This window comes from Streptomyces sp. CC53 (genome assembly GCF_001865245.1).
Lineage (GTDB): Bacteria > Actinomycetota > Actinomycetes > Streptomycetales > Streptomycetaceae > Streptomyces.
In genome coordinates, this window is the sequence record NZ_MKXB01000122.1 from 20,573 (window position 1) to 28,686 (window position 8,114).

The following is an 8,114-nucleotide window of genomic DNA, read 5'->3' on the forward strand; positions in this document are numbered from 1 at the left end:
GCAAACGTAGCGAACGCCTAGACGCAGCGCGCGCCCGGGGGTGCCGTTGGCGGCCCCTGCCCGTCCGCGCCGTCCGCCAGCACCGCCATGAGCGCCCGCAGCCGGGGCGACGCGGCCACGTCCTCCAGGGCGACCGGCCGCCCGTCGGTCCCGGCGACCGGCAGCCGCCAGTTCGGGTACTGGTCCCAGGTGCCCGGCAGGTTCTGCGGGCGCCGGTCCCCCACGGCGTCCGGCAGCCACACCCCGGTCATCCGCGCGGGCGTGCGCCGCAGGAAGCGGTAGACGGCACGGATCTCCGCCTCCTCGTCCCGCGTGCCGCCGTCCGCGGCGAGCAGGCCGAGCCGACGCAGGTACGCCAGCCACTCCCGCACGTCCTGCGCGTCCCGCTCGCGCTCCTCCTCCACCGGAACGGTCAGCAGGCCGAGGCGGTGGCGCAGCTCCACGTGGTCCCCGCCGAGCCGGGCGGCCGTGGAGGGCAGGTCGTGGGTGGTGGCCGTGGCGACGCAGTCGGCCCGCCACGCCTCGGGCGGCAGCGGGCGGCCCGTGCCCTCCCAGTCGCGCTCGAACCACAGCACCGAGGTGCCGAACACGCCGCGGCGGGCCAGCACGTCCCGGACGCCCGGCTCGACCGTGCCGAGATCCTCGCCGATCACGGCGGCGCCCGCCCGGTGCGCCTCCAGGGCGAGGACCGCGAGCATCGCGTCGGCGTCGTAGCGGACGTACGTGCCCTCCGTGGGCGGCAGTCCCGCGGGCACCCACCAGAGCCGGAACAGGCCCATGACGTGGTCCACGCGCAGGGCGCCCGCGTGCCGCAGCAGCGCCCGCAGCAGTTCCCGGTACGGGGCGTAGCCGGAGGCGGCGAGCGCGTCGGGCCGCCACGGGGGCAGCCCCCAGTCCTGGCCGCGCGCGTTGAAGGCGTCGGGCGGGGCGCCCACGGACATGCCCCGGGCGTAGGCACCGGGCTGCGCCCAGGCGTCGGCGCCGTCCGGGTGCACGCCGACCGCCAGGTCGTGGACGACGCCGACGGCCATGCCGGCCCCTCGGGCGGCGCGCTGCGCGGCGGCGAGCTGCTCGTCGGTGAGCCAGGCCAGCCAGGTGTGGAACGCGACCCGGTCGGCGAGGTCGGCGCGCGCCCGGGCGGTGGCGGCGGACCTCGGGTCGTGCAGGCCCGCGGGCCACTGGGCGCGGTCGGCGCCGTGGCGCTCCACCAGCGCGCACCAGGTGGCGTGGTCCTCCAGCGCCTGCCCCCCGGCGGCGCGGAAGGCGTCGAAGGCGGCCCGGCGGCCGGGGCCGAGGGGGACGCGCCGGACGGCCTCCAGGGCCTGCCGCTTGAGCACCCACACCGCGTCGCGGTCGATCAGCTCGCCCTTGCGCAGCACGCCCTCACGCAGCTCCGCCGCGCGGCCGGCGAGGGCGTCGAGCTCCGCGCGGTCGGCGCCGGCGGCGTACGCGTACTCGGGCACGTCCTCGACGCGCAGGTGCACCGGGTCGGGGAAGCGGCGGGACGAGGGCCGGTACGGGGACGGGTCGGTGGGCGTGCCGGGCACGGCCGCGTGCAGCGGGTTGACCTGCACGAAGCCGCAGCCGTGGGCGCGGCCCGCCCAGTCGGCGAGCTCCCGCAGGTCGCCGAGGTCGCCCATGCCCCAGGAGCGGGCCGACAGCAGCGAGTACAGCTGCACGAGCACGCCGTGGCAGGAGGCGGACGGGCCCGGCACCCGCGCCGGTGCGACGAGGAGCGTCGCGTCGGCGGTGCGGCCGTCGGGTGCGCGGGCCGTCAGCAGGTGGGCGCCGGGCGGCAGACCCGCCCAGGGCACCGGGGAGGAGAGGGTGCGGCCGTCCTCCAGGGTGATGTGCAGGACGGTGCCGAAGGGCAGGGCGGCGACCGGCCTGGGGCGGCCGGACGGCTCGTCGCCCTGCCGGACGACGACGGTGGGCGGCAGCAGCCGGCGGGCCGCGGCCACCTCGGCGGCGGCCAGGGAGGCGCGGACGGCCGCCGGGGTGCCGGCGTCCACGTCCAAGGCCGCCAGCACGGCGACGACGGTGGTGTCGGGGACCGGGACGGTGACTCCCGGGGACGGGGAGTAGGCGGTGGCCACTCCGTGCAGCGCGGCGAGCCGGGCGAGCGTCATACGGGCTCCTGATCCTGGTCTCCTGGTCCCCGGATTCCGGGGCGGGGCTACGCGCGGGGGAACTCCGGACCGCCTGCCGTGCCCCGTGCCGTCGGCTCGCTGGTCAGGGGCGCGGCGTCGGTCATCGGCGGTTCGCTGGTGAGGGGGGCGGCGTCGGCGAGGGGCGGTTCACTCGTGAGCGGCAGCGCCTCGGTGAAGCGCGGTTCGGCGAGCCGGGCGGCCGACTGGGCCGGGAGCGAGCGGCACGGGTGCGGTCTGCGCGGGTGGTCCTGGGCCTCCTGGCGGCCGGGACGGGAGGGAATGCGGGCCTGCCCGGAGAGGGCACGGACCTGTTTGGAGAGGGCGGCGTGCAGCAGGTGGGCGGACGTGGCCATGATGGTCTCCCTGTGCGGTGGGAAGGGCGGACCACAGCAGCCCTACCCAGCAACCGTCGGACCATCCGTACGGAGTGGCGGTCCTCACACCGCCCGTCCCGTCCGGTGAGGTGCGCCGGCCGCCGCGCACCGGGCCGGCGAACCGCCGCCGGAACCTGACCCGTGTGCAAATACGACACATCGACCACGCACATTGACACCTTCGGCGAGGGGGTGGTGGGCTCGAAACCCACCGGTACGAGCACCCGTACGGCCGGAGGTACGGCCTTCCGTACGTCCGACGGCAAAGCTACCCGCACAACCAGGCGGCACGAGGGGAGACGCGCGTGCAGTTCGGCCAGCTCCCGCAGTTCGGACGCGGCAGGCGGACGGTGACCGCGGTCGCGGTCGCGGTCATCGGCGGCCTTCTGGGCGGCGCCCCGGGCGCGTCGGCCGCTCCGGGCGACCCGTCGTCCCCCGCGAGCGCCACGCCGGAGCGGGAGGCGGGGACGCCGCCCGCGGTGTGGCCGCGCCCGCAGTCATTGCGCGGCGTGGACGGGGCGACGGTGGCCCTGGGCGACGCGGTGGTGGTGGCCGCCCCCGCGGACGCCGACCCGTACGCGGTGGAGGCGCTCGAAGAGGTGCTGCGCGCGGCGGGCGTGCGGCGGGTGGACCGGGGCGCACCGGACGCCGAGGGGCGCGGACCGGTCGTGTGGATGGGCGGACCCGGCGCGCAGAGCGTGCTGCGCGCCCTGCGCGTGCCCGAGCGCGGGGACCTGCCCACCGGCGGCTACCGCCTCGCGACCGGCCGCCACGACGGCCGGGACGTCGTCGCGCTGGACGGGCTGGGCCGGGACGGCCTGTTCCACGCGGTGCAGACGCTGCGTCAGCTGATCACCGAGGACCGGCGGGTGCCGGGCGTGGTGGTGCGCGACTGGCCGGGCACGGCGGTACGGGGGCTGACGGAGGGCTTCTACGGCCGCCCCTGGAGCCACCGGCAGCGCCTGTCGCAGCTCGACTTCATGGGCCGGACCAAGCAGAACCGGTACCTGTACGCGCCCGGCGACGACCCGTACCGGCAGGCGCGCTGGCGGGAGCCGTACCCGGCGGCGCAGCGCGCGGAGTTCCGCGAGCTGGCGGAGCGGGCCCGGCGCAACCACGTCACGCTGGCCTGGGCGGTGGCGCCCGCGCAGGCCATGTGCCTGGCCTCGCCGGACGACGTGAAGGCGCTGAAGCGGAAGGTCGACGCCATGTACGCGCTGGGCGTGCGGGCGTTCCAGGTGCAGTTCCAGGACGCCAGTTACGACGAGTGGCACTGCGGACGGGACGCGGAGGTCTACGGCCGTGGCCCGCAGGCCGCGGCGACGGCGCACGCCCGCGTGGCGAGCGAGCTGGCCCGGCACCTGGCCGCGCGCTACCCGGACGTGGAGCCGCTGTCGCTGATGCCGACCGAGTACTACCAGGACGGCGTGACGGACTACCGCACGGCGCTGGCGGACGAGCTGGACCCCGGGGTGCAGGTGGCGTGGACGGGTGTCGGCGTGGTGCCGCGCACGATCACCGGCGGGGAACTGGCGGGGGCGCGTGCAGCGTTCCGGCAGCACCCGCTGGTCACCATGGACAACTACCCCGTGAACGACTACGCGCAGGACCGCCTCTTCCTCGGGCCCTACACCGGGCGGGAGCCCGCCGTGGCGGCCGGTTCGGCGGCGCTGCTGACCAACGCGATGGAGCAGGCGTCGGCGTCCCGCATCCCCGTGTTCACGGCCGCGGACTTCGCCTGGAACCCGCGGGGCTACCGGCCGCGCGAGTCGTGGGAGGCGGCACTGGACGACCTGGCGGGCGGCGACCCGCGGGCCCGTGCCGCGCTGGCCGCGCTGGCCGGCAACGACGCGTCGTCGCTGCTGGACCAGAACGGTGAGTCCGCCTACCTGCGGCCGCTGCTGCGGGAGTTCTGGCGGTCCCGCACCACGGCCGGGGTGGCCCCGGAGGCCCGCGACCGGGCGGCCGCCCGGCTCCGCGCGGCGTTCACCGCGATGCGGGCCGCCCCCGGTCAGCTCACGGGGCCCGCGGAGGGCCGTTTCGACGACGAGGTGCGGCCCTGGCTGGAGCAGCTGGCCCGGTACGGGCAGGCCGGGGAGACCGCCGTCGACATGCTGCAGGCGCAGGCGCGCGGCGACGGGGCGGCGGCGTGGCGGGCCCAGCTGGAGCTGGAGCCGCTGCGCGCGGCGCTCGCGGCGAGTCCCGCGACGGTCGGCAAGGGGGTGCTCGGTCCGTTCCTCGACCGGGCGGAGAAGCAGGCGGCGGCCTGGACGGGCACCTCGCGGGCGGCCGGCGAGGCGTTCCGGTCGGGCGACGCCTACACCGTGGACCTGCGCCGGACGCGCTCGCTGGAGGCCGTGACGGCGCTGGCCGAGCCGGGTGCGGGGGCGGGCACCGTGGAGGTCCGCGTGCCGGGCGAGGGCTGGCGCCCGCTGGGCCCGCTGAACGCGTCGGGGTGGACCCAGACACCGGCCGGCGGGGTGCGGGCCGACGCGCTGCGGGTGCGCTGGCCGCAGGGCGCGGGACCGGTGCCCGTACGGGCTCTCGTGCCGTGGTTCGCGGACGAACCGGAAGTCGGGCTGGAGCTGCGGCGCACCGAGGTGGACACGGAGATCGGCGGGACGCCGCTGCGGGTGGAGGCGGTGGTGTCGGCGCAGCGTCCCGGCGCCGTGCGCGGGGCGCTCACGGCGCGGGCGCCGGAAGGCGTCGTGGTGGACGTGCCGAAGGACACGACCGTGCCCCGGGGCACGGCGGCGACGGTACCGGTGACGATCAGCGTGCCCGGGAACACGCCGCCCGGGGAGTACACGGTGACGCTGTCGTTCGGCGGTGAGCAGCGCACCCTGACCGTGCGGGCCTTCCCGCGGACGGGCGGCGAGGACCTGGCCCGGTCGGGCACGGCGTCCGCGTCGAGCCAGGAGACGGCCGACTTCCCGCCGTCCGCGGCACTGGACGGGGACGGGGGCGCCCGCTGGTCGTCGCTGCCGGAGGAGTCGGCGTGGTGGCAGGTGGAGCTGGCGGAGCCGGCGCGGGTCGGCCAGGTGGTGCTGCACTGGCAGGAGGCGTACGCGACGCGCTACCGGGTGCAGGTGTCGGCGGACGGCCGGACCTGGCGCACGGCCGCGACGGTGCGCGACGGGCGGGGCGGCCGGGAGGCCGTGCGCATGGACGCGCCCGGCACCCGCTTCGTCCGCGTCCGGCTGGACGCCCGGGCCACCGAGTACGGGTACTCGCTGTACGGCGTCGAGCTGTACGCGGTGGCGCGCTGACGGCTCCCGCCGCCGAGGCCGTCCGGGCCGGGGCCGTGCCGCGCGGCACGGCCCCCGCACGCACGGGCAGGGCGGCGTCGAGCACGTCCAGCACCATGCGTGTCCGCCACGGCCCCCGCACGCACGGGCAGGGCGGGCCCGCCCTGCCCGCGGGAGCCCGACCGCCGCGCGGTCGCTCCCGGCCCCGCAGTAGGACGCCGCCCGCGGCGTGGAGCCCCTCGGAGGCGCAGCACCGTCGGCGGCGTGGGCCGTGCCGTGAGGGTGCGGGCCGCCGGAGGCGGGCGCCGTCGGGGGCGTGGACGGATGCGGGGGGGTGCGCCGGCCCGTCCGGCGGGGCGCATGCCGGAGGGGGCCGCGCCCCGGTCGCCGTCGGGGGCCGGGGCGCGGCCCCCGTGCTACACGTAGGCCCGGGTCTCAGGCGGAGATGCCGTCGATCCGGGCCAGGGCGTCGTCCGCGCCGTACGGCTGCAGGTAGGGCAGCCAGCGCGGGTCCCTATGGCCCGTGCCGATGATCCGCCACGCGAGACCGGAGGGGGGCGCGGGCGGCTGGTGGAGCCGCCAGCCCAGCTCGCGCAGGTGCCGGTCGGCCTTGACGTGGTTGCAGCGGCGGCAGGCCGCCACGACGTTCTCCCAGGTGTGCTTGCCCCCGCGGCTGCGCGGGATGACGTGGTCGACGCTGGTTGCGACGCCACCGCAGTACATGCAGCGCCCGCCGTCCCGGGCGAACAGGGCCTTGCGGGTCAGCGGAACGGGCCCCCGGTACGGGACCCGCACGAAGCGCTTCAGCCGCACGACGCTGGGTGCGGCCATCACTCTGGTTGCGCTGTGCAGGAAGGCGCCGGACTCCTCAAGGCACACGGCCTTGTTCTCCAGGACGAGCACGAGCGCGCGGCGGAGCGGTACGACGCCGAGGGGCTCGTACGACGCGTTGAGGACCAGGACGTGCGGCACGGATGCCTCCTTGTACGCCGGCGGCGCGTGGCTCGCGCCGGGACGATCTGCTCTCAGTCTCTCCTCATGCCTGGTCGAAGCGCCACCACGTACCGGAAACGGGCACGGAGTGTTTTCGACCACACCGGGTGTCATCCCCTGGTGCGACGAAGCTCTCCCTCGAACATGGCGGCGAACCACCTACTCCTGCCCGTTAAATTGTTGTGACCCGCTCGTGATGCCAGGAGGTTCCGCGTGTTCGCATCGGCCACGCCTTCCGCCGACCCCGCTCCCCCTCCCACCGTCTCCCTCGACGAGGCGGCGCGCCAAGCCACCGAGGCCGCGGGCTGGGTGGAGCAGAACTGGTCGACGTGGGTCAACACCAGCCTGCGGATCGTCGTGATCCTGGCCGTCGCCCTGACCCTCCGGTTCCTCGTCCGCCGGGCGCTCACCAAGCTGATCGAGCGGATGAACCGCGGTGTCCAGGCCGTGGAGGGCACGGCGCTGGGCGGCCTGCTCGTGAACGCCGAGCGCCGCCGGCAGCGGTCGGAGGCCATCGGGTCGGTGCTGCGCTCGGTCGCCTCGTTCCTGATCATGGGCACGGCCGGGTTGATGATCCTCGGCGCTTTCAAGATCGACCTGGCGCCGCTGCTGGCGTCGGCGGGCGTCGCCGGTGTGGCGATCGGCTTCGGCGCCCGGAACCTGGTGACGGACTTCCTGTCCGGCGTCTTCATGATCCTTGAGGACCAGTACGGGGTCGGGGACTCGGTCGACGCGGGGGTGGCGTCCGGCGAGGTGATCGAGGTCGGGCTGCGCGTGACGAAGCTGCGCGGGGTGGACGGCGAGATCTGGTACGTGCGCAACGGCGAGATCAAGCGGATAGGGAACCTCAGCCAGGGCTGGGCGACCGCCACCGTCGACGTGACGGTCCGGCCGACCGAGGACCTGGAACACCTGCGCAAGCTCGTCGGCGACGCCGCCGCGACCTTGGCGGAGGACGAGCCGTGGAACGAGCGGCTGTGGGGCCCCGTGGAGGTGCTCGGGCTGACCGAGGTGCTGCTCGACTCGATGACCCTGCGGGTGTCCGCCAAGACCATGCCGGGCAAGGCGCTGGGTGTGGAGCGCGAGCTGCGCTGGCGCATCAAGCAGGCCTTCGACGTGGCGGGCGTGCGGATCGTGGGCGGGCCGCCGCAGGCCGGCGACGGGGCCTCCGCCGCGGACCCCGCGGCCGGGGTCGCCGCCCCGTCGGCGTTCGCCTCCCCCACGTCCCCGCAGTCCCTCGCGACGAACCCGATACCGCTCCAGTCGGGGCCGAACCTGTCCAAGCACTGACCTGCCGCCGCACCGGCCTCCCCCTGCACCGGCCCGTGCCGGCGGTGCCCCTGCCCCCC

The 8,114-nt window shown here is 76.6% G+C and carries 5 protein-coding genes; 2 read left to right on the top strand and 3 right to left on the bottom strand.

All coding sequences use genetic code 11. The features are described from left to right. Positions 1–17: 17 nt before the first annotated feature. Together malQ and BJP40_RS11560 are read right to left on the bottom strand one after the other, a co-directional pair. Complete coding sequence (gene malQ / locus BJP40_RS11555; protein ID WP_071280287.1) at positions 18–2,129, bottom strand: 4-alpha-glucanotransferase; 2,112 nt, start codon at positions 2,127–2,129, stop codon at positions 18–20. A 47-nt stretch (positions 2,130–2,176) separates the two neighbouring features. Continuing rightward, positions 2,177–2,503, bottom strand: a complete 327-nt coding sequence (locus tag BJP40_RS11560; protein ID WP_071280288.1) for a hypothetical protein — start codon at positions 2,501–2,503, stop codon at positions 2,177–2,179. Positions 2,504–2,829: 326 nt separating this feature from the next. Between BJP40_RS11560 and BJP40_RS11565 the strand changes: the two genes are divergently transcribed. Continuing rightward, entirely contained in the window at positions 2,830–5,793 is a 2,964-nt protein-coding gene (locus tag BJP40_RS11565; RefSeq protein ID WP_071280289.1) for a beta-N-acetylglucosaminidase domain-containing protein, read from the top strand. Positions 5,794–6,207: 414 nt separating this feature from the next. Here the strand turns inward: BJP40_RS11565 and BJP40_RS11570 are convergent, their stop codons facing one another. Continuing rightward, positions 6,208–6,744 carry an HNH endonuclease gene (locus tag BJP40_RS11570; RefSeq protein WP_071268917.1) on the bottom strand — a complete coding sequence of 179 codons (537 nt, stop codon included), beginning with the start codon at positions 6,742–6,744 and terminating at the stop codon, positions 6,208–6,210. A 234-nt stretch (positions 6,745–6,978) separates the two neighbouring features. Here BJP40_RS11570 and BJP40_RS11575 point away from each other — a divergent pair, with 234 nt between their 5' ends. Further along, a complete protein-coding gene (locus BJP40_RS11575; protein ID WP_071280290.1) occupies positions 6,979–8,055 on the top strand; it encodes a mechanosensitive ion channel family protein in 1,077 nt (358 codons plus the stop codon). Positions 8,056–8,114: the final 59 nt, after the last annotated feature.

What these genes read in the sequence shown, in the direction of transcription:
- BJP40_RS11560 (WP_071280288.1), bottom strand. Translation starts at nt 2,503, where the DNA reads ATGGCCACGTCCGCCCACCTGCTGCACGCCGCCCTCTCCAAACAGGTC.
- malQ (WP_071280287.1), bottom strand. Translation starts at nt 2,129, where the DNA reads ATGACGCTCGCCCGGCTCGCCGCGCTGCACGGAGTGGCCACCGCCTAC.